19 protein-coding genes are annotated in these 20418 nt (G+C 69.9%); 18 read left to right on the top strand and 1 reads right to left on the bottom strand.

Annotated features, from left to right (window positions below; translation table 11 throughout):
• The first annotated feature begins 3 nt into the window (after window positions 1–3).
• Genes P0Y48_03725 through aroB form a run of 4 tightly spaced genes read left to right on the top strand, consistent with a single transcriptional unit; the run spans window position 4 to window position 3677 of the window.
• Window positions 4–843 (top strand): shikimate dehydrogenase, encoded by an 840-nt coding sequence (locus tag P0Y48_03725; protein ID WEK14331.1) that lies wholly within the window; start codon window positions 4–6, stop codon window positions 841–843.
• Between the two features lie 4 nt (window positions 844–847).
• On the top strand, window positions 848–2059 hold the full coding sequence (gene aroC, locus P0Y48_03720) for a chorismate synthase (protein WEK14330.1): 1212 nt from the start codon (window positions 848–850) through the stop codon (window positions 2057–2059).
• Window positions 2056–2604: a shikimate kinase gene (locus tag P0Y48_03715; protein ID WEK14329.1), complete on the top strand. Its 549-nt coding sequence runs from the start codon at window positions 2056–2058 to the stop codon at window positions 2602–2604. The genes aroC and P0Y48_03715 overlap by 4 nt, the downstream gene beginning before the upstream one ends.
• A complete protein-coding gene (aroB, locus tag P0Y48_03710) occupies window positions 2601–3677 on the top strand; it encodes a 3-dehydroquinate synthase (GenBank protein WEK14328.1) in 1077 nt (358 codons plus the stop codon). The genes P0Y48_03715 and aroB overlap by 4 nt, the downstream gene beginning before the upstream one ends.
• 7 nt (window positions 3678–3684) lie before the next feature.
• Here aroB and P0Y48_03705 read toward each other — a convergent pair whose 3' ends face one another.
• On the bottom strand, window positions 3685–4068 hold the full coding sequence (locus P0Y48_03705; protein ID WEK14327.1) for a glyoxalase: 384 nt from the start codon (window positions 4066–4068) through the stop codon (window positions 3685–3687).
• Between the two features lie 68 nt (window positions 4069–4136).
• Between P0Y48_03705 and P0Y48_03700 the strand changes: the two genes are divergently transcribed.
• The 14 genes from P0Y48_03700 (at window position 4137) to gmk (ending at window position 20361) form a co-directional block, all read left to right on the top strand.
• The gene (locus P0Y48_03700; protein WEK14326.1) at window positions 4137–4598 is read left to right on the top strand and encodes a 3-dehydroquinate dehydratase; all 462 of its coding nucleotides are present in this window, start codon (window positions 4137–4139) and stop codon (window positions 4596–4598) included.
• Between the two features lie 92 nt (window positions 4599–4690).
• Window positions 4691–5251, top strand: a complete 561-nt coding sequence (gene efp / locus P0Y48_03695) for an elongation factor P (protein WEK14325.1) — start codon at window positions 4691–4693, stop codon at window positions 5249–5251.
• A gap of 17 nt (window positions 5252–5268) precedes the next feature.
• Window positions 5269–5679: a transcription antitermination factor NusB gene (gene nusB / locus P0Y48_03690; protein WEK14324.1), complete on the top strand. Its 411-nt coding sequence runs from the start codon at window positions 5269–5271 to the stop codon at window positions 5677–5679.
• A gap of 37 nt (window positions 5680–5716) precedes the next feature.
• On the top strand, window positions 5717–8653 hold the full coding sequence (locus P0Y48_03685) for a DEAD/DEAH box helicase (protein WEK14323.1): 2937 nt from the start codon (window positions 5717–5719) through the stop codon (window positions 8651–8653).
• Window positions 8654–8732: 79 nt separating this feature from the next.
• The gene (locus tag P0Y48_03680) at window positions 8733–10310 is read left to right on the top strand and encodes a Rieske 2Fe-2S domain-containing protein (GenBank protein WEK14322.1); all 1578 of its coding nucleotides are present in this window, start codon (window positions 8733–8735) and stop codon (window positions 10308–10310) included.
• A gap of 23 nt (window positions 10311–10333) precedes the next feature.
• Window positions 10334–10762, top strand: coding sequence for a hypothetical protein (locus P0Y48_03675; protein WEK14321.1), 429 nt, complete (start codon window positions 10334–10336; stop codon window positions 10760–10762).
• A 61-nt stretch (window positions 10763–10823) separates the two neighbouring features.
• Window positions 10824–11354 (top strand): bifunctional pyr operon transcriptional regulator/uracil phosphoribosyltransferase PyrR, encoded by a 531-nt coding sequence (gene pyrR / locus P0Y48_03670; GenBank protein ID WEK14320.1) that lies wholly within the window; start codon window positions 10824–10826, stop codon window positions 11352–11354.
• A complete protein-coding gene (locus tag P0Y48_03665) occupies window positions 11351–12322 on the top strand; it encodes an aspartate carbamoyltransferase catalytic subunit (GenBank protein WEK14319.1) in 972 nt (323 codons plus the stop codon). Before pyrR ends, P0Y48_03665 begins: the two co-directional genes overlap by 4 nt.
• Entirely contained in the window at window positions 12319–13644 is a 1326-nt protein-coding gene (locus tag P0Y48_03660) for a dihydroorotase (protein ID WEK14318.1), read from the top strand. The genes P0Y48_03665 and P0Y48_03660 overlap by 4 nt, the downstream gene beginning before the upstream one ends.
• Window positions 13641–14162, top strand: coding sequence for a hypothetical protein (locus P0Y48_03655; protein WEK14317.1), 522 nt, complete (start codon window positions 13641–13643; stop codon window positions 14160–14162). The genes P0Y48_03660 and P0Y48_03655 overlap by 4 nt, the downstream gene beginning before the upstream one ends.
• Window positions 14159–15325: a glutamine-hydrolyzing carbamoyl-phosphate synthase small subunit gene (carA, locus tag P0Y48_03650; protein WEK14316.1), complete on the top strand. Its 1167-nt coding sequence runs from the start codon at window positions 14159–14161 to the stop codon at window positions 15323–15325. Before P0Y48_03655 ends, carA begins: the two co-directional genes overlap by 4 nt.
• Window positions 15325–18612, top strand: a complete 3288-nt coding sequence (carB, locus tag P0Y48_03645; protein ID WEK14315.1) for a carbamoyl-phosphate synthase large subunit — start codon at window positions 15325–15327, stop codon at window positions 18610–18612. Before carA ends, carB begins: the two co-directional genes overlap by 1 nt.
• Window positions 18609–19472 carry an orotidine-5'-phosphate decarboxylase gene (pyrF, locus tag P0Y48_03640; GenBank protein WEK14314.1) on the top strand — a complete coding sequence of 288 codons (864 nt, stop codon included), beginning with the start codon at window positions 18609–18611 and terminating at the stop codon, window positions 19470–19472. The genes carB and pyrF overlap by 4 nt, the downstream gene beginning before the upstream one ends.
• Window positions 19465–20361: a guanylate kinase gene (gmk, locus tag P0Y48_03635; protein WEK14313.1), complete on the top strand. Its 897-nt coding sequence runs from the start codon at window positions 19465–19467 to the stop codon at window positions 20359–20361. Before pyrF ends, gmk begins: the two co-directional genes overlap by 8 nt.
• Window positions 20362–20418 lie beyond the last annotated feature (57 nt).

Here is a 20418-nt window from a genome sequence, read left to right as displayed (position 1 = left end):
GGCATGACGGGTCAGCCGACCGCCCTGGAGGTCTGGGGCGATCCCATCGAGCACAGCCTGTCTCCACGGCTCCACGCGGCCGCGTATGCGCAGCTGGGCTACGACTGGACCTACGGTCGTCGGCGCGTCGACGAGACGACCTTCGCCCGTGAACTGGCGGGGTTGGGGACCGAGTTCCGCGGCCTGTCCTGCACGATGCCGCTCAAGACGGCCGCCTACGCCGCCGCAGAGGAGCACGACCACCGCGCGGTCCTCACGGGCGCGGCGAACACGCTGCTGCTGACCGATGGCCGCCGTCGCGCGTTCAACACCGACGTCGGCGGCATCGTCCGCGCTCTCGCCGACGTCGGGGTCACGCACGTCTCCTCTCCGCGGATCGTCGGGGCCGGGTCCACGGCGACATCGGCTCTCGTCGCGCTGTCAGAACTCGGCGCCGACCGCGTCACCGTCGTGGCGCGTCGCCTCGCCGCCGCACAACCGCTTATCGACCTGGGGACACGCCTCGGCATCGCGGTGAGTGCCGCTCCGCTCGACCAGGACGGCACCGACGCGCACGACCTCACCCTGTCGACCCTGCCGGGGGCCGCCGCCGTCGCCTCCGAGACGGCGCGGCGGCTCGCCGACGCCGGGGGAGTTCTGTTCGACGTGGTCTACGGGCACTGGCCGACCGCCCTCGCGACGGCCTGGGAGCACGCGGGACAGGTCGCCGTCAACGGCGAAGGGATGCTGCTGCACCAGGCCGTGCTGCAGATCCGGCTCTTCGCCACCGGAGACGTGTCCGCCGCGTTGCCGGACGAGCAAGCCGTCGTGGCCGTCATGCGCGGCGCGCTCGTGGGAGGATAGTCGAATGCTCCGCGTGCTCACGGCCGGCGAATCGCACGGCCCCGAACTCGTCGCCCTCATGGAGGGACTCCCGGCCGGCGTCCCCGTCTCCCGCGCCGCCATCCAGGCCGATCTCGCGCGCCGCAAGCTGGGCTACGGCCGCGGCTCTCGGATGAAGTTCGAGGAGGACGAGCTCACGATCTCGGCCGGTGTCCGCCACGGCTACAGCCTGGGCAGCCCGATCGCCTTGCGCGTCGGCAACACCGAGTGGCCCAAGTGGATCGAGGTCATGAACCCCGAGCCCGTCGAGCTGACCGAGAAGTCGCGGGGCCGATCCGCCGCACTCACGCGCCCGCGCCCCGGTCACGCCGACCTGGTGGGCATGCAGAAGTACGGCTTCGACGAGGCCCGGCCGATCCTGGAGCGTGCGAGCGCACGCGAGACCGCCGCACGAGTCGCACTCGGTGCGGTGGCGCGCGGGTTCCTCGCCGAGCTCGGCATCCGCCTGGTCAGCCACACCCTCTCCATCGGCCCTGTGCGCGTGCCCGACGACGCGGCGCTGCCGATGCCCGACGACGTGGACGCACTGGATGCCGATCCGCTCCGCTGCTTCGACGCCGCCACCAGCGCCGCGATGGTGGCCGAGGTGGATGCCGCCCGCAAGGACGGTGACACCCTCGGTGGCATCGTCGAGGTGCTCGCCTACGGCCTCCCGCCGGGGCTCGGCTCGCACGTGCAGTGGGATCGGCGCCTCGACGCAAAACTCGCGCAGGCGCTCATGAGCATCCAGGCGATCAAGGGCGTCGAGGTCGGTGACGGCTTCGAGACGACGCGGCGCCGTGGGTCGGCGGCTCACGACGAGCTCTTCGCCACCGACGAGGGCATCACGCGCTCGAGCGACAAGGCCGGCGGCACCGAAGGCGGCATGTCGACGGGAACGGTGCTGCGTGTGCGTGCAGGCATGAAGCCGATCGCGACCGTGCCGCGCGCACTTCGGACGATCGATGTGGCCACCGGCGACACCGCGACCGCGCACCACCAGCGCTCGGACGTATGCGCGGTGCCCGCGGCGGGCGTGGTCGCCGAGGCGATGGTCGCCCTCACCCTCGCCGATGTCGTGCTGGAGAAGTTCGGCGGCGACAGCGTGGCGGAGACGAAGCGCAATCTCGACGCTTACCTCGCCGCCATCCCCGCGTCGCTGGCCACAACGGCCGACAGCGACGACTCCCTGGGATGAGTGCACGCGCGGTCGTTCTCATCGGCCCGATGGGAGCCGGAAAGACGAGCATCGGCAAGCGCGTCGCACGCGCTCTCGGCGAGACGTTCTACGACAGCGATGCGGCCGTCGTGCGCGAGCACGGCCCGATCGACGCGATCTTCCGCGATCACGGCGAGGACCGCTTCCGGCAGTGGGAGCGTGTTGCGGTGCGCGACGGACTCGACAGAGGCGGCATCGTGGCCCTCGGTGGCGGAGCAGTACTCCACCCCGACACACAGGCCGACCTCGCGGCGCACCAGGTGATCCTGCTGACCGTGGGCCCCCAGACGATCGAGTCCCGCATCCGCGGCACGAAGCGCCCCCTGTTGCAGGGCGAGGATGCCGTCGCCCGCTGGTCTGCGCTCTATGCCACACGCCGACCGCTGTACGAGCGGCTCGCCGACGTCACGTTCGACACGTCCTCCGGTCCGCTGCAGGAGGTCGTCGACGCCCTCGTGCAGTGGGTACGCACCACACCGACGGCGTCCGCGGACGCCCCCACCGAATCAGGAGATCCGTCGTGAGCGAGAGCACCGTCATCACCGTCGCGGGGGACCAGCCGTACGACATCACGGTGGGCCGCGGCATCCTCTCTCGGCTCTCCAATGCGTTGCCGCCCTCGGCGCGGAAGGTCCTCATCGTGCACCCGCCGACGCTGGCCGACCAGGCGGCGCGGCTGCGCGAGTCGCTCGGCGGCGAGCGGCAGGTGCTGTTGGCGGAGATCCCCGATGCGGAGCAGGGCAAGCGCGTCGAGGTCGCCGCGTTCTGCTGGCAGGTCATGGGGCAGGCGGACTTCACGCGCACCGACGCGGTGATCGGATTCGGCGGCGGAGCCGTCACCGACCTCGCCGGGTTCGTGGCGGCGACCTGGCTGCGCGGGGTCGCGGTGGTGCAGGTGCCGACGACGGTGCTCGGCATGGTCGACGCCGCCGTGGGCGGCAAGACCGGCATCAACACCGCAGAGGGCAAGAACCTCGTCGGTGCATTCTGGCCTCCCCGCGCCGTGCTGTGCGACCTCGACCTGCTCGACACGCTGTCCGACAACGAGCGCGTGGCAGGCTTCGCCGAGGTCGTCAAAGCCGGGTTCATCTGGTACCCGGAGATCCTCGACCTCATCGAGGCCGATCCGAAAGCCGCCGTCGACCCGCGCAGCGAGGCCTTCCGGCGTTGCATCGAGCTCGCCATCGACATGAAGGCCCACGTCGTGGGGGAAGATCTGCGCGAGGCGGGACTGCGCGAGGTGCTCAATTACGGCCACACCCTCGGGCACGCGATCGAGCACGCCGAGCGTTACCGCTGGCGCCATGGTGCGGCCATCTCGGTCGGCATGCTGTTCGCCGCGGAGCTGTCACGGCTCGCCGGACGCCTCTCCGACGACGCGGCGCAGCGGCACCGCGACATCCTCGAGCTCCTGGGTCTCCCGACGAGCTACCGCGCCGGCGCCTGGAATCAGCTGCTCGCGACGATGCAGCGCGACAAGAAGACGCGCGGCGCCATGCTGCGCTTTATCGTGCTCGACGACATCGGCAAGCCGACCGTCCTCCAAGCTCCCGACGAGTCGCTGCTCTTCGCGGCCTACCAGGAGATCGGCGACTGACGAGGCGTCACTCGGCGACGACCTCCACCTTGAAGCCGTCGGCGTTCTCGATCCACCCCGCGTAGTGGTCGGGACCGCCAGCGTGCGGGTAGCGGTCCCGATAGAGCGCGCTCCAGCCGTGCGCCGCCGATTCCTCGAGGATCGCGTCCACGTCCGCCGGAGACCCTCCGCGGAACGCGAGGTGATTGAGGCCCGACCGTCGGCGATCGTGCGCGCCGGCCAGCGCGGGAGCGGTGGTGAAGGTGAGGTAGACGCCTTCGGCTTCCCAGGACACTCCGTCGTTCCACTGCGCGGTGCGCGCGAATCCCAGCCGCTGAAGCAGCCAGCCCCAGTCGGCATCCACCGCCCCGGGGTCGGCGATCCAGATCTCGACGTGGTGCAGTCCCGGCATGTATGCCATCCTGCCACCGCGCGCGCACCCCGCCGCCGCCGTCGGATCACTGCCGGTAGGGTGCTGACGTGCCCTCCACGCCTCGACGCCTCCTCCTCGTCAACGGACCGAACCTGAACCTCCTGGGTGTGCGCGAACCCGACATCTACGGTCGAGAGACGCTCGCCGACGTCGAGACGCTCGTGACGCGCACGGCGGGGGAGTCCGGCTTCGACGTTCGCGCCGTCCAGAGCAACCACGAGGGCGTGCTCCTGGACGCGATCCACGCTGCGCGCGAGGACTGCGCCGGGATCGTCATCAACCCGGGCGGCCTCACGCACACCTCGGTGGTGCTGCGCGACGCGCTCTCGGGGGTGTCGCTGCCGGTCGCCGAGGTGCACATCTCCGACGTCTCGTCGCGCGAAGAGTTCCGTCGTCATTCGTTCGTCCGCGACGTGGCCGTCGTCCACGTGAGCGGGGAAGGGGTGGCCGGCTACGCGCGTGCGGTGCGGCTGCTCATCGACGTCATCACCGGGCGCGCCGACGGCTGAGCGGACGATCCCGTAGAATCGACTGTCGGCCCGCGCCGGATCCTCCGGGCGCCGCGGCCCCGAACTCCCTCACGAAACGGAACTCCACACTCATGGCATCCACGGCAGACATCAAGAACGGCGTCGTCCTCAGCATCGACGGCCAGCTCTGGAACGTCATCGAGTTCCAGCACGTCAAGCCGGGCAAGGGCGGCGCGTTCGTCCGCACGAAGCTGAAGAACGTGGTCTCCGGCAAGGTCGTCGACCGCACCTACAACGCGGGCGCGAAGATCGACATCGAGAACGTCGACCGCCGCGACTTCACCTACCTCTACAACGACGGCGAGGGGTTCGTGTTCATGGACGTCGCCGACTACGACCAGCTCACGGTGGGTGCTGCGACCGTCGGTGACGCGGCGAACTTCCTGCTGGAGAACCAGCAGGTCCAGATCGCCCTCAACAACGGCAACCCGCTGTACGTCGAGCTCCCCGCCTCCGTGGTGCTGGAGATCACCTACACCGAGCCCGGCCTGCAGGGCGACCGTTCGTCGGCCGGCACCAAGTCCGCCACGGTCGAGACGGGCTACGAGATCCAGGTTCCGCTGTTCGTGGAGACCGGCACGAAGGTCAAGGTCGACACCCGCACGGGCGCCTACCTCGGTCGCATCAACTGACCCCGGCCGCCTGACAGATGAGCGCCCGCAGTAAGGCGCGCAAGCGCGCCCTCGACATCCTGTACCAGAGCGACGTCCGCGGCGACGACCTGGCGACGACCCTCGCGGCGGAAGCCAAGCGTGCCGCGAGTGAGCCCGCTCGCGAAGCGTCGTGGTTGTATGCCCGCGAGATCGTCGACGGCGTCGTGGACAACCGCGACGAGATCGACGAGCAGATCATCACTCACGCACGGGACTGGAAGATCGAACGGATGCCGGCCGTCGACCGCGCGGTGCTCCGCATCGGCGTGTGGGAGATCCTGTTCAACAGCGAGATCCCGACGGCCGTCGCGATCGACGAGGCCGTCGAACTGGCCAAGGAGTTCTCCACCGACGACTCGGGTTCGTTCGTCCACGGCGTCCTCGCCCGCATCGCCCGCGCGAGCTGACGTCCGGACGTCGGCGCCCCCTGCGAGGATCGCCCGCATGAGCTCGTCGTCCCGTCCGCCCGCCTGGCGCGCGATGGTGTCCGACGATGCGTACGAGGGAGGCGTCGCCCTCGGCCTCCAGCTCCGTCAGCGCGAAGGCGATGAGGCTCACTGGGGCCCGCGTCGAGTGCGAACGGCCTCGGCGCGCAGCGTCGCGACGACGGACGGTCAACTGCGAATCGCCGCACGGCCCCTCGTGCGCAGCGCGACGTCAGATGAGTGGATTCAGGGCGACGCATCGTGGGAGGCGCTGCGCCGTGGGCCTTCGGCGCACGCGTTCCGGCTCGACGCGCGCCGGTGGCGCTGGTTCACGACCCTGTACGGCCTGGCACACGACGTCCGCGTGTTCGGCGGCTTCGGCGACTCGGAGTGGTTGACGCTCGACGGGGTCGACAGTGATCTGCTCTGGCCGCACCTCGACGCGGCGGCGGGTCTCGGCATCCCGCTGGTCTCGAGCGTGCGCACACAGCAGTTCACGATCGGCGCCTCCGCCGAGGTCACGGTGCGGGCGGAGCGCGCCGGCGACGGCCTTCTCCTGCACGCCGACGTGCGTGTCGACGGTGCCGCTCCCGCAGCCCACGCCCGCCCGATCGGGCACGTCGGGGTCTACACCGTCGAGGGAGAGGGCGAGTCGCTCCACGTGCGCCTGGCGCCGGTCGCCCTCGGCGGGGCGACGCAGGCCCTGCTGGCGGCAGGCGGAGCGATGCCGGTGCCTCCCGACGACCGCATCGACTTCCTCCGCGACGCCTACCCTCGGCTGGCGCGGGAGAGCACCGTCGTCACGGGTCGCGGGGTGACGCTCCCGGCACCGGAACCCACCGCACTGGTGCTCACCGTGCAGCAGCAGCCGCGCGACGTCGTCGATTACGCCTTTCGGTGGCACCCTCCGGCGGCGCCTCGCGCGGACTGGGACGAGGCGACCGAGGTGCCCGGCCTCACGGTGCCGGAGAGCCGCGAACGGCGGCGGACGGTGGAGGCCGCCTGGCAGGGGGCGACCGACGTCCCCTTCGCCGGCGCGGGGCAGCTCGTCGGCGCCGTCGCCGCCGAGTTCGTCGCGCGCGTCCTCCCCGCGCTCGAAGAGGTGGACGGTCTCCGCGTCGAGGTGTCGGGACTGCAGCGCGCCTATCGCGAGCTGTCCGGTGACCCGCGCATCACCGTGCGCACGGTCGAGACGACGGATGCCGACTGGTTCGACCTGGGTGTCCACGTTCACGTCGACGGCCGGCGCATCCCCTTCGCGGCGCTGTTCACCGCACTCGCGCAGCGACGCAAGAAGATGCTGCTGTCCGACGGTGCCTACTTCTCGCTCGCCCATCCGGCGCTGGACCGGCTGCGCGATCTGATCGACGAGTCGCGAGACCTCGTCGAGTGGGAGGCCGGCCCGCGGGTGAGCCGCTATCACGTCGAGGTGTGGGAGGAGTTCGAAGACCTCGCCGATCAGTCGGAGCCGGCCGTCACCTGGCGCGAGACGGTGCGGCAAGCCGCGTCGTCGTCCTCGATCGAGCGTGCGCCCGATGCCCCCGACGCGCTGGCGACGCCGCTGCGCCCCTATCAGCTCGACGGCTTCCGCTGGCTGGTCGCCCTGTGGGAAGCGGGACTCGGCGGCATCCTGGCCGATGACATGGGCCTCGGGAAGACGCTGCAGGTGCTCGCGCTTCTCGTGCACCTGAACGCGAAGACGGATGCCGCGCCCGCGCTCGTGGTGGCACCCACCTCCGTCGTGCACGCGTGGCGCGAACAGGCGGCCCGGCACGCCCCCGGGCTGCGGGTGCACACGGTCGACGGCACCGGCATCCGTCTCCGCGACATCGAGGCCGACGTCGTCGTGACGTCGTACGCGTTGCTGCGCCTGGACGAGCGCGCCTACACCGACGTGGACTGGTCGGTCGTGATCCTCGACGAGGCGGGGGCTGTCAAGAATCCGCGCACCCGGGTGCATCGCGCTGCGCGCGAGCTGCGGGCGCGCGCTCGATTCGCGCTCACGGGCACACCGCTGGAGAACAGCCTCACGGACCTGTGGGCGATCCTCGCTCTCACCTCTCCCGGGCTCTTTCCCTCGGCGCGGCAGTTTCGCACCGAGTACGTGACGCCGATCGAGCGCGGTCGTGTGGCCGAGAACGCCGAGGACGGTGCGGCGCGCGCCCGGCGCCTCGCGCGGTTGCGCCGACGTCTGCGCCCCTACCTCCTGCGTCGCACGAAAGACGTCGTCGCCGCCGACCTGCCGCCACGCCAGGAGCAGGATCTGCGGATCGAGCTGACGAGCGGGCATCGCGCCGTATACGAGCGCGTGCTTCAGCGCGAACGCCGCAAAGTGCTCGGCTTGCTCGACGATCTCGACAGCCATCGCTTCATCGTGTTCCGCTCGCTGACGCTCCTGCGCATGCTCGCACTGGCTCCCTCGCTCGTGGATGCCGGAGGCCCCGGTCTCGAGTCCAGCAAGCTCGACGCGCTGCGGGAACGCCTCCGGGAACTGGCCGCCGAGGGCCACCGCGCGCTCGTCTTCAGCCAGTTCACGTCGTACCTCGACATCGTCGAGGCCGATCTGCGCGTCCACGGCATCGGCTTCGTGCGTCTCGACGGATCCACGACGCGACGCGGCGACGTCGTCGAGGCGTTCCGCACGGGGGAGCAGCCGGTGTTCCTCATCAGCCTCAAGGCCGGCGGCGTCGGGCTCACGCTGACTGAGGCGGACTACGTCTTCCTGCTCGACCCGTGGTGGAACCCGGCGGCCGAGCGCCAGGCGATCGACCGCACGCATCGGATCGGACAGACGCGCCCCGTGACCGTCTACCGGATGATCGCCGCGGGCACGATCGAGGAGAAGGTCGTGGCGTTGCAGGAGCGCAAGTCGCGCCTGTTCGATGCCGTCCTCGACGCGGACGGCGCATTCTCCACCGCTCTGACGGCGGAGGACATCCGCGATCTCCTCGCCTGACGCGTGCAGACACGGCCGGCATCCCCGGGTGCGCAGATTCTCCTCGCGTAGACTCGACGGGCTCGACGGGAGGGAAATCATGCGGATCACAGGCCTGGGCCACGCGGGGATGTTCATCGAGACCGCGGGCGGAAGCATCCTGTGCGACCCCGTCATCGGACCGAGCTTCTTCGGCTCCTGGTTCCCATTCCCCGACAACCGCGCACTCGACTGGGAGCGGTTCGGCAAGGCCGACTTCCTCTACATCTCGCACCGGCACCGCGACCACTTCGACCCCGCGCTGCTGCGCCGGTACGTCCGCACCGACATCCGGGTGCTGCTGCCGGAGTATCCGACCGACGACCTGGAGCGCGACCTGCGCGCCCTCGGCTACGAGAACATCGTCTACACCCAGGCCGGGGTGCCGCTGGAGTTCGGGCCGCTGAAGCTGATGGTCACGCCGCTGCGCGCTCCGAGCGACGGGCCGATCGGCGACTCCTCGCTGAGCGTCGACGACGGCACGGCGAGCGTCCTCAATCAGAACGACTCGCATCCGCTCGACCTGGAGCGGCTGTTGTCGTTCAGCAAGCCGGACGCCTACTTCACGCAGGTCTCGGGCGCCATCTGGTGGCCCATGGTCTACGACCTGCCACAGGACTCCAAGCAGACTTTCGCTCAGCTCAAGCGCGACGCGCAGAACAAGCGCGCGATGTACTACATCGAGAAGGTCGACGCCGAGCACGTCTTCCCCATGGCCGGCCCGCCGATGTTCCTCCGGGAGGAGCTGTTCCGCTACAACGGCTGGGGGGAGGAGGACGACTCGATCTTCACCGATCAGCGCCAGTTCCTCGCCCACATGCGACAGCTGCGCCCCGAGCAGAAGGGCTACGAGTTCGTCCCGGGAACGCAGGTCGACCTCGTCGACGGGGCCGTCACGGTGACGCAGACCTTGTACACGGAGGCCGAGATCGATCGCGTATTCGACGACAAGTGGGCCTACCTCGCGGAGCAGCGCGACAGCCGCCAGGCCGAAGTGCGCGCTGAAGAGGCCACGCGAGCCGCCGTCCTGCCGCCCGACGAGATGCTGCAGGCCATCAAGGAGTGGTGGGAGCCGCTCCTTCGCCGCGCGCGGACGATCCGCACGGGTGTCGGAGGCAACGTCAGGTTCCGGATCGGCGAGCTGGACATGGTCGTGGACTTCCCCAAGGCCAAAGTGCGCGAGTACGCGGGGGAGGAGTGCATCTACTGGTACACGATCCCCGCCGACCTCGTCTCGACGAACATCGCCGACGGCGAGATCGACTGGTCGAACTCCATTTTCCTGTCGATGCAGTTCGAGGTGGGACGCAGCGGCAAGTTCAACGAGTTCCTCACGACCTTCCTCAAATGCCTCTCGCGCGACCGCATCGAGTACGTCGAGAACTGGTACGCCGAGCAGACCGACCAGACCGAGGATGCCGAGATCGGCGAATGGACGGTCCAGCGCCGGTGCCCGCATCTGCGCGCGGATCTGACGAAGACCGGCAAGGTGGAAGACGGCGTCCTGACATGCGCTCTGCACGACTGGAAGTGGGATCTGGCGACGGGCACCTGCCTCACCACGCCGGGTCATCCCATCCGGGCCAGCCGCTCGGTCGACGGCGGGCTCACCGAGTCGGCCACCCAACCCGCGGCCTGACGCGACAGGAACCGGGGGACATCGTGCGCGCCACCCGTCCGCGGCTCATCCAGCCGATCGATGTCGTGGACGTCTTCGTCTACGTGGTGGTGCTCGCTCTGACCGTCCAGTTCCTCCCCGAGGTCCTCTCGGAGAGTTTCGTCCTCACCCTGCTCACGGCCGTGCTGCTGAAGGTCATCCTCGAGGTGGTCCTCGTCGTGAAGAAGGCCGTCGTGGGGCGCATCCGGTCTGCGGACCGCGTTCTGCCGCGCATCGTGGCGATCGCGACGCTCGTTCTGGTTCTTCCCGGAAGCAAACTGCTCGTCCTGTGGGCCGTCGACACGGTCTTCGGCGATGCCGTGCGCCTCGGCGGCTTCTTCGCCGTGACGGGCCTCATCGTCGTGCTCATGCTCTCCCGCGCGGGAGTCCGCGCGGTACTCACCCCGACGGCGGAGGCCGCCACGGTCCGCTAGAGTGGTCCCGAACCACAGCAACCTTTAACACCGTCCTGTGAGGCGGAGAAGGGAGCGGCGGATGAGCACGCGAACCGTGCTGCACGGCGCCGACATCGCCCGGGCACTGACTCGGATCTCCCACGAGATCCTCGAGTCCAACAAGGGGCCCGAGGGCCTGGTACTCCTCGGCATCCCGACACGAGGCGTCACCCTCGCCGAACGCATCTCGGCTCTCATCGCGGAGCTCTCCGGACACGCCGTTCCGGTGGGTGCCCTCGACGTCACGATGTACCGCGACGATCTGCACCGCAATCCGACCAGGACGCCGCATCCCACGCAGATTCCGCCGGGCGGAGTCGACGGGCGCACGGTCGTCCTCGTGGACGACGTGCTCTTCTCCGGACGGTCGATCCGCGCCGCACTCGACGCCCTGAGCGACATCGGACGACCCGCGGCGGTGCGCCTGGCGATCCTCGTGGACCGAGGACATCGCGAGCTGCCGATACGTCCGGACTTCGTCGGCAAGAACCTGCCGAGCGGGCGGGACGAGCGCGTCAACGTCCGCGTCGCCGATGTCGACGGCGTCGAGGAGGTGACGATCGAGTCATGAGGCACCTGCTCGACACGAAGACCCTCACCCGCGACGACGCCCTCCGCATCCTCGATGTCGCCGAAGACATGCGCGACACGCAGTCACGCGAGATCCGCAAGCTCCCGACGCTGCGCGGCAAGACGGTCGTGAACCTCTTCTTCGAGGACTCCACGCGCACCCGCATCTCCTTCGAGGCGGCCGCCAAGCGGCTCTCCGCCGATGTCATCAACTTCTCCGCGAAGGGCTCGTCGGTCTCGAAGGGGGAGTCGCTGCAGGACACGGCCCAGACCCTGCAGGCGATGGGCGCGGATGCCGTCGTCATCCGCCACGGCGCATCCGGCGCGCCGCACACCCTGGCGACGAGTGGCTGGATCTCGGCGGGCGTCGTGAACGCGGGAGACGGCACGCACGAGCACCCGACGCAGGCCCTGCTGGACGCCTTCACGATCCGCAAGCGCACGTTCGGCGACGAGAGCCGCGGCCGTGACCTCGACGGCATCCACGTCACGATCGTCGGCGACGTGCTGCACTCGCGGGTCGCCCGCTCCAACGTGTGGCTCCTCACGAGCCTGGGCGCGCGCGTGACGCTGGTGGCGCCGCCCACCCTCGTTCCCCAGGACGTCTCGGCGTGGCCGGTCACGATCCGGTACGACCTCGACGAGGCCCTGTCCGATTCACCCGACGCCGTCATGATGCTCCGCATCCAACTCGAGCGGATGAACGCGGCCTATTTCCCCACTGAACGGGAGTATTCGCGTCGCTGGGGTCTCGATGCCCGGCGCCTCGCGTCGCTGCCGGAAGGTAGCATTGTCATGCACCCCGGACCCATGAACAGAGGTCTGGAGATCTCCGCCGACGCCGCCGATTCGCCGCGATCGACCGTGCTCGAGCAGGTCGCCAACGGCGTGTCGGTGCGCATGGCGGCGCTGTACCTGCTGCTGTCCGGCGAACGCACCGAACCCACCGCCGAGGAGGATGCCCGATGACCCGTCGAGACGCCGAGGGCCCCGTCCTCATCCGCGGTGCGCGTATCCAGGGCGGCGCGGCGACCGACATCCTGATCGGCGACGGACGCATCGCCGAGATCGGCGACGGCCTGCAGCCAGACGGCGCCACCGTCGTCGACGCCGATGGCCTGATCGCCCTGCCGGGGCTCGTCGATCTGCACACCCACCTCCGCGAGCCGGGGTACGAAGCGTCGGAGACGATCCTCACGGGCTCGCGCGCGGCAGCGGCGGGCGGGTACACGACGGTGTTCGCGATGCCGAACACCTCGCCCGTCGCCGATACTGCGGGAGTCGTCGAGCAGGAGCTGGCCCTCGGCGAAGCAGCGGGATACGTCCACGTGCAGCCGATCGGCGCCGTCACGGTCGGGCAGAGGGGCGAACGCCTCGCCGAGATCGGCGCCATGGCATCCTCTCGCGCAGCTGTGCGCGTCTTCAGTGACGACGGCTTCTGCGTCTTCGACCCGCTCATCATGCGGCGCGCCCTCGAGTACGTGAAGGCGTTCGACGGTGTCGTCGCCCAGCACGCGCAGGACCCGCGCCTCACCGAGGGCGCGCAGATGAACGAGGGCACCGTCTCCGCCGAGCTCGGGCTCGCGGGATGGCCTGCGGTCGCGGAGGAATCGATCATCGCGCGCGACGTGCTGCTCGCCGAGCACGTCGGCTCGCGGTTGCATGTCTGCCATCTGTCCACGGCCGGTTCCGTCGACATCATCCGATGGGCCAAGAAGCGCGGCGTGAACGTGACCGCCGAGGTCACGCCCCATCACCTGCTCCTCACGGAAGAGCTGGTGCGCGGCTACGACGCACGTTTCAAGGTGAACCCGCCTCTGCGCCGAGACGAGGACGTCCAGGCGGTGCGGGAAGGGCTGGCCGACGGCACCATCGACATCGTCGCAACCGACCACGCGCCGCATCCCGCCGAATCCAAGAGCTGCGAGTGGCAGGCCGCCGCCAACGGCATGGTCGGACTCGAGTCCGCGCTGCGCGTCGTGCACCTGGCGATGGTCGAGACGGGGATGCTCACCTGGGACGACGTGGCGCGCGTCATGTCGACCGCTCCGGCCCGCATCGGCCGCCTCGATCACGCCGGCACCGACCTCGCCGTCGGCGCGCCGGCTTCCCTCGTGCTCTACGACCCGGCCGCACGGCAGCCGTTCGGTCGCGACGACCTCCACGGTCGCAGCGCCAACTCGCCCTACCTCGGACGGGAGCTCCCCGGCTCCGTGCGCTGGACCTTCTTCCGCGGCACGGTCACCGTCGCCGACGGCGCCGTCGTGGATCTGGCGGAGGTGTCCGCATGACCCGCGAACTCGCGCTCGTGATCATCGCTGCCTTCGCGGTGCTGCTGGTCGCAGCCGGGGTGTGGGCGTGGCGACGACGCGCGCGTCGCGACAGCGGTATCGCGGCACCGACGGGGGAGATCCCCGCGGATGCCGACGTGATCGCCGTCTTCTCCGGCTTCTACGTCGCCACGACGGCGCACGAGCAGCCGCTGGAGCGTCTCGCCATCCGCGGACTCGGCTTCCGTTCGCGCGTCGATGTGACGGTCACCGATGCCGGTGTCGCGCTCGATCTCACCGGGCAGCCCCGCCTGTTCCTCACCCGGGAGGCGCTGGTGTCGGTCGGACGTGCGACGGTCGCAATCGACCGCGTCGTCGAACGCGACGGACTCGTCCGCGTCAGCTGGCGCACGAGCGACGACACCGTCGCCGACACATACCTCAGACCACAGGACGCCTCCGCCGGCGCCCTCACCGATGCCGTATCCGGCATCCTCTCCGCCCCGACCTCGACGACTCCGACGGGACCCGACGCATGACTCGCTCCACCTTCTCCCCGGCCCTCGACCCCGCTGTCCTCGTGCTCGAAGACGGCTCTCGCCACCCGGGGCGTGCCTACGGCGCGCGCGGCACCACGCTGGGCGAGGTCGTCTTCGCGACGGGAATGACCGGCTACCAGGAGACCCTCACGGACCCGTCGTACGCGGGTCAGATCGTGCTGCAGACCGCTCCGCACATCGGCAACACCGGGATGAACACCGAAGACGTCGAGTCGCGGCGCATCTGGGTCTCGGGCTACATCGTCCGCGACCCCTCGCGCGTCGTGTCGAACTGGCGCTCCGAAGAGTCGCTCGACGACGCCCTGGAGCGCGACGGGATCGTCGGCATCAGCGGCATCGACACGCGCGCCGTCACGCGCGTCCTCCGGTCGGCCGGCAGCATGCGCGGCGCTATCTTCTCGGGCGACGCCGCGGCGATCGATGCGGAGGAGCAGCTGCGGATCGTCCGCGAGGCGCCGCAGATGTCGGGACGCAACCTGTCGGCGGAGGTCTCGGTCTCCGCTCCTGAGGTGACGCCGGCGGCCGAAGGTGTGCCGCGTCTCGGAAACCTCGCCGTCCTCGACTTGGGCGTCAAGCAGGCCACGGTGCTCAACCTCGCCGCCCGCGGCTTCGAGGTGCACGTGCTCCCGCAGAGCGTCACGATCGACGACATCCGCGCGATCGACCCGGTCGCGGTGTTCTACTCCAACGGTCCCGGCGACCCCGCCGCCTCCGACGACCACGTGTCGCTCCTGCGAGCGGTGCTCGATGACCGCCTGCCGTTCTTCGGCATCTGCTTCGGCAACCAGCTCCTCGGGCGCGCGCTCGGGTTCGGCACCTACAAGCTGCCCTTCGGTCACCGGGGCATCAACCAGCCCGTGCTCGACAAGCAGACGGGTCGCGTGGAGATCACGGCCCACAACCACGGCTTCGCCGTCGACGCCCCCCTCGAGGGCACGGTCGACAGCCCGAACGGCTACGGCCGCGTGGAAGTGAGCCACGTGGGGCTCAACGACAACGTCGTCGAGGGTCTTCGCGCCCTCGACCTGCCGGCGTTCTCGGTGCAGTACCACCCCGAGGCCGCCGCCGGCCCCCACGACGCCAACTACCTCTTCGACCGCTTCGCGGAGCTGGTCGTGTCGAACCAGAAGGACAACAACTGATGCCCAAGCGCGACGACATCACCAGCGTCCTCGTCATCGGCTCCGGCCCGATCGTCATCGGTCAGGCCTGCGAGTTCGACTACTCCGGAACCCAGGCCTGCCGGGTGCTCCGGGAGGAGGGCGTGCGCGTCATCCTCGTCAACTCCAACCCGGCGACGATCATGACCGACCCGGACTTCGCCGACGCCACCTACATCGAGCCGATCACCCCGGAAGTGATCGAGACGATCATCGCCAAGGAGAAGCCGGATGCCATCCTGCCGACGCTCGGCGGACAGACGGCACTGAACGCCGCGATGGCGCTCCACGACCGCGGCATCCTCGAGAAGTACGACGTCGAGCTCATCGGCGCGAAGGTCGACGCGATCCGCAAGGGCGAAGACCGCCAGATCTTCAAGCAGCTCGTACTCGACGCGGGCGCCGACGTCGCGCGCAGCGTCATCGCCCACACGATGGACGACCTCCTCGCGGGCGCCGCGGAGCTCGGCTATCCGCTGGTGGTGCGCCCGTCCTTCACGATGGGCGGGCTCGGCTCCGGGTTCGCGTACGACGAGAACGATCTGCGCCGTATCGGCGGAGCGGGACTGCGCGACTCCCCGACGACGGAGGTGCTGCTGGAGGAGTCGATCCTCGGGTGGAAGGAGTACGAGCTCGAGCTCATGCGCGACACCTCCGACAACACGGTCGTCGTCTGCTCGATCGAGAACGTCGACCCCGTCGGGGTCCACACGGGCGACTCGATCACCGTGGCTCCGGCGCTGACCCTCACCGACCGCGAGTACCAGAAGCTGCGCGACATCGGCATCGACATCATCCGCGCCGTCGGCGTCGACACCGGCGGCTGCAACATCCAGTTCGCCGTCGACCCCGTCACGGGCCGCATCATCGTCATCGAGATGAACCCTCGCGTGTCGCGGTCCTCGGCGCTGGCCTCGAAGGCCACGGGGTTCCCGATCGCGAAGCTCGCCGCGAAACTCGCGATCGGCTATCGGCTCGACGAGGTCCCCAACGACATCACGCAGGCGACTCCGGCGAGTTTCGAGCCGACGCTGGACTACGTCGTCGTCAAGGTTCCGCGTTTCAACTTCGAGAAGTTCCCCAACGCCGACACCACCCTCACGACGACCATGAAGTCGGTCGGCGAGGCGATGGCCATCGGCCGCAATTACACGACGGCGCTGCAGAAGGCGCTGCGTTCGCTCGAGAAGCGTGGGTCGAGCTTCCACTGGGGCACCGAAGAGCGTTCCGTCGAGGAACTCCTGGAGATCGCTCAGCGCCCCACCGACGGACGGATCGTCGTGCTGCAGCAGGCGCTGCGGAAGGGCGCGACGGCCGAGCAGGCCTTCGAGTCGACGAAGATCGACCCCTGGTTCATCGATCAGATGGTGCTGATCAACGAGGTCGCCGAGTACATCCGCCAGGCCGCCGAGCTCGACGCGGACACCCTCCGTGTCGCCAAGGAGCACGGATTCAGCGACGCCCAGATCGCTCAGCTGCGCGGAATCACCGAGGTCGAGGTGCGCGGCATCCGCTGGGGTCTGGACGTGCGGCCCGTCTACAAGACGGTCGACACGTGTGCGGGCGAGTTCCCCGCCCTCACCCCGTACCACTACTCCTCGTACGACACCGAGACCGAGGTCACCCCGTCCGAGCGGCGCAAGGTCGTCATCATCGGCTCCGGTCCGAACCGCATCGGTCAGGGCGTCGAGTTCGACTACTCGTGCGTGCACGCGTCGTTCGCCCTGTCGGATGCCGGTTTCGAGACCATCATGGTCAACTGCAATCCCGAAACCGTCTCGACCGACTACGACACGAGCGACCGCCTGTACTTCGAGCCGCTCACCCTGGAAGACGTGCTCGAGGTGCTGCACGCCGAGTCGCAGTCGGGCACGATCCACGGCGTGGTCTGCCAGCTGGGCGGCCAGACGCCGCTGGGGCTCGCGAAGGGCATCGAGGATGCCGGATACACGATCCTCGGAACGAGCCCGGCCGCGATCGACATCGCGGAGGAGCGCGAGCTGTTCTCCCAGCTCCTCGACCGTGCCGGGCTCGTGGCGCCGCGGCACGACACGGCGATCGACGAGGCGGGAGCCGTCGCCATCGCCGAGGAGATCGGGTACCCCGTGCTCGTGCGTCCGAGCTTCGTGCTCGGCGGACGCGGCATGGAGATCGTCTACGACACCGAGAGCCTCCGCGACTACTTCGTCCGCACCGCGGGCGAAGTCGTCATCGAGGAAGGCAAGCCGCTCCTCGTCGACCGGTTCCTCGACGATGCGATCGAGCTCGACGTCGACGCGCTCTACGACGGACACGAGCTCTACATCGGCGGCGTCATGGAGCACCTCGAGGAAGCCGGCATCCACTCCGGCGACTCGTCGTGCACCCTTCCACCGGTGTCCCTCGGCCGCACCGAGATCGATCGGGTGCGCACCGCGACGCTCGCGATCGCGGAGGGCGTCGGGGTGCGAGGGCTCCTGAACGTGCAGTTCGCCGTCTCGGCCGGCGTGCTCTACGTCATCGAGGCCAACCCCCGCGCCTCGCGGACGGTTCCGTTCGTCTCCAAGGCGCTCGGCATCCCCCTGGCGAAGGCGGCCAGCCGCATCATGGCGGGGTCGACCATCGCCGAACTCAAGGCTGAGGGCCTGCTGCCGCAGGACGACGGTTCCCGTGTACCACTCGACGCCCCGGTGGCCGTCAAGGAGGCCGTGCTGCCGTTCAAGCGGTTCCGCACGGCCGACGGCCACACGGTCGACTCGGTGCTCGGGCCGGAGATGCGCTCCACGGGCGAGGTCATGGGAATCGACCGCGACTTCCCGACGGCCTTCGCAAAGAGCCAGGCGGCGGCCTACGGCGGTATGCCGACGGAGGGGACCGTGTTCCTCTCTGTCGCCGACGACGACAAGCGCGCCGTCATCCTGCCCGCCCACCGACTGCAGGAGCTCGGGTTCCGACTGATCGCCACGGAGGGCACCGCGGAGATCCTCGCGCGCAACGGCATCCGCGTTGACGTCGTGAACAAGTACTCGGCAACGCAGCAGACGGGGGAGCGCAACGTCGTCGACCTCATCAACGCGGGCGAGATCGACATCGTCGTGAACACCCCGTCGGGCGGGATCGCCCGGGCCGACGGCTACGAGATCCGGGCCGCCGCAGTGGCCGCCGACAAGGCGCTGTTCACGACGATGGCGGTCCTCGGCGCCGCTGTCAGCGCACTGCCGGTGCTGCGTGAGGGCTTTGCCGTGAAGAGTCTGCAGGAGTACGCGGCCGAACGAGAGGTCACGGCGTGACGACCTTCGGCGAACGGCTGCGCGCGGCGGTCGTGATGCACGGACCGCTGTGCGTCGGGATAGACCCGCACGCGTCGTTGCTGCAGGACTGGGGGCTCGAGGTCTCGGCGGCCGGAGCCCGCGAGCTGGGTCTGCGGGTCGTGTCGGCCGCAGCGGGCCGCGTCGGCGTCGTCAAGCCGCAGGTGTCGTTCTTCGAGCGTTTCGGCTCGGCCGGGTATGCGGCGCTGGAAGACGTGCTGCGCGCCGCGCGCGAGGCGGGTCTCCTCGTCATCGCGGATGCCAAGCGCGGCGACATCGGCACGACCATGGGCGCATACGCCGCCGCTTGGCTGGCATCCGGCTCGCCCCTCGAGGCCGACGCCGTGACGGTCAGCCCGTACCTCGGCGTCGGTGGCGACGGCCTCGTCGAAGGGCCGCTCGCCTCGACGTTCGCCCTCGCGGCGCAGGAGCGCAAGGGTGTGTTCGTCCTCGCCGCGACGAGCAACCCCGGGGCAGCCGCCCTTCAGGGCGCCCGTGTGGCGGGCCGAGGGACGGTCGCCTCGTATGTCGCCGAGGAAGTCGCTCGAGCCGACCTGGACCGAGGACCCGACGAGTGGGCGAGCCTCGGACTCGTCGTGGGCGCGACCGTCGACATCGCCGCCGCGGGGATCACCGAGACCATCGCCGCACGGCTGCCGATCCTCGCCCCCGGCTTCGGCGCGCAGGGCGCTCAGCCCGGCAACCTCGTGGGGATCTTCGGATCCCTCGCCCCGTTCGTGCTCGCCAGCGAGAGCCGCAGCGTGCTGTCGGCCGGGCCTGCCGACCTCGCGGCACGTATCGAGGAGCGCGTGGGCCTGTACCGTGAGAGTTCCCATGTCTGACTCCCGCCGCCCACCCGAAGTCGACCGCGTCGCCGCGTCACGGCGCGCCGTCGCCGCCCGACGTGAGCGCGCCGCTCTCAAGCGCGACGTCGCGACCCGTGTGATCTCACCGCAGGAGCTCCTGCGCCGAGCGCTCGCTGACCCGCAGTCACCGGCCGGCGCCATGCGCGTCACGGAGTTCCTCACGGCGCTGCCGGCGATCGGCGAAGGCAAACGCGATCGCATCCTCGCCGACCTGGAGATCTCTCCGGTGAAGCGTCTGGGCGGACTGGGGGCGCGACAGCGCCTCGCGCTCGCGGAGTTCCTCGACGGGCGCTGGCCCGAACCCCGCCCGCGCGACGGCCGCAGTCGTCTCGTGGTCCTCGCCGGCCCCACCGCCGTCGGCAAGGGCACCGTGGCGGCGCACATCAAGGACCACCACCCGGAGATCCTGCTGTCCGTCTCTGCCACGACCCGCGCTCCGCGGCCCGGCGAGATCGAGGGGGAGCACTACTTCTTCGTCGACGACGCCGAGTTCGACCGCCTCGTCGCGGACGGCGCCCTCCTGGAGCACGCGACCGTGCACAACCGTCACCGGTACGGCACGCCGAAGGCGCCGATCGAGGCGGCACTCGCCGAGGGGCGCACGGTGCTGCTGGAGATCGACCTGCAGGGCGCCCGTCAGGTGCGCGCCGCCGCACCGGATGCGAACCTCGTGTTCCTGCTCCCACCGAGTTGGGACGAGCTCGTCCAGCGGCTCGTGGGTCGCGGCACGGAAGACGCCGAGGAGCGCGCACGTCGGCTCAAGACGGCGCGTGTCGAGCTCGCCTCGCAGGGCGAGTTCGACCACCACGTCGTCAACGACGACATCGCCCGCGCCGCGGCGGAGGTCGCCGCCCTCGCACGCTGAACGGCATCCGGGCTGTAGAATGGTCGGATGCCACCGCGTCGTCCGACGGGACGACAC

The organism is Candidatus Microbacterium phytovorans (assembly GCA_029202445.1).
In the GTDB taxonomy this organism is placed as follows: Bacteria; Actinomycetota; Actinomycetes; order Actinomycetales; family Microbacteriaceae; genus Microbacterium; species Microbacterium phytovorans.
The sequence above is the reverse complement of the archived record's forward strand: the minus strand, read 5'-3'. Positions and strand labels throughout refer to the sequence as shown.